Annotated in this window: 2 protein-coding genes; both read right to left on the bottom strand. The window is 26.5% G+C overall.

All coding sequences use genetic code 11. The features are described 5' to 3' along the window. Nucleotides 1–435: 435 nt before the first annotated feature. The gene (locus H8923_RS16900; protein ID WP_153973207.1) at nucleotides 436–771 is read right to left on the bottom strand and encodes a hypothetical protein; all 336 of its coding nucleotides are present in this window, start codon (nucleotides 769–771) and stop codon (nucleotides 436–438) included. Between the two features lie 126 nt (nucleotides 772–897). Continuing rightward, a partial coding sequence (locus tag H8923_RS16895) for a hypothetical protein (protein WP_330596696.1) occupies nucleotides 898–1,557 on the bottom strand: 660 nt, incomplete at its 5' end.

Genomic DNA, 1,557 nt, shown 5'->3' with positions numbered 1-1,557 from the left:
TGAGCTAGGCAAAGCCTAGCAATACTCTAAAAGTTAATAAATTAACTTGGTGACAAGAAATATAAACTATGGGGTAAATTTAACCCCCTCATAACCCCTATTTAACCCCCAATCACCCCTATTTAACCCCCAATCACCCCCAGATTCACCTCCAAAAATTAATATCATAATCTAACTAAATAAACTTTTAACAATCAATTTTTTTATTTTTCTTTACTCTAACGCACCACTAAAGTGGCTTGTTGCTAACGCCCTCCTTATTTATTTTCCATTGAAGAAAAATCACTTCAAGATAAAATAAAACGTCCGTTGTTTTATCTATTTTTTATTTTGTTATAAATAAAAAAAATCAATCTTACATAAAGATATTTTTAATGTAAAACTGATTTTTATTTTTATAAATTCTATAATTTTTTTTATTGTTTTAATCTAAATTTATTTCCTATTTTTGTACTCTTCAAAACTAAATAAATTGTTTTTATAAACTCTTTTTTCTTCAACTTTTTCTATTGGTTCTTCCTTAGATCTTCTCTTGTTTAATCTTTCTATAAATGCATTAATTGCTTTTTCTTCTAACTCTTTATTTACTTCTACATACTTAAATGTTTGCTTATCTAAATACCTACGTACTCCATCATCTCCTAAATCATCTGGTAAAACATAATCTAAATAATCCTCCAAAAGTTCTTCATTACTTTTACTTCTATCATAATCTTTTAAATAAAAAGTAATACTGCCACTTATCTTTTGCCATAACTTTTTTTCATCCATACAAATCCCCTTTCTAGTAACAGGTACTACGTACCCTATAATACAAGCTGAAAAAAAATGAGACCTTTTTTTTTATTTAATATCATGTTAAAATTCATTTATAAAACATAATATTAAAAGAATGACTTACGTCAATAAGCCATTCTTTTTCATATAGGTAATATGACGTTTTAATGTTTTTAAAGGAATATTTAAACTTTCTGCAATATCTTTATTTTTAAGCCCTTTCTCTCTAAGGGCTTTTATTTTTTTCCTTAAAACATCTAACTCTTCTTGCTTTGTCATTTTACCTAATTCTTTAAGTTTTTTCTTATATTTATTCTTGTTATACTCATTATTTCTTCGCTTATATTCTTCATTACCAATAATAATCTTCATATGAGTTTGTTCATACTCTGATATTTCTAGTAGCTCTATAAGTGTTTCATTTTTGTATTTATACTGCTTGTCCTTTGCCTTAAATACCTTCTCTGCACTATTCGTTGCCATTATAAGCTCTTTCTCATTTAATGGTTGTATAAATTCCTTATTAAGTTCTAGAACGTCTTCTAAGGCTTTTTGTTCATCTTCATAGAAGTAACATAAATAGTATCTATACAAGAATAATATTGTTTCTCTATGTCCTTTTACATCATAATTTCTTAGTTCACATAGTTTTACTAAATCTAATATTCTTCCTTGATACAATGAACGTTCCCTATGAATATAAACTACTTTTTTAGGTCTTCCCTTTTTCTTTGGTCTATTTTCATCTAAATCAGGTAGAAATTCACTTTGTATTTCTCT

The organism is Romboutsia faecis (assembly GCF_014323405.1).
Classification (GTDB): Bacteria; Bacillota; Clostridia; order Peptostreptococcales; family Peptostreptococcaceae; genus Romboutsia_E; species Romboutsia_E faecis.
The sequence above is the reverse complement of the archived record's forward strand: the minus strand, read 5'-3'. Positions and strand labels throughout refer to the sequence as shown.

What these genes read in the sequence shown, in the direction of transcription:
- H8923_RS16900 (WP_153973207.1), bottom strand. Translation starts at nt 771, where the DNA reads ATGGATGAAAAAAAGTTATGGCAAAAGATAAGTGGCAGTATTACTTTT.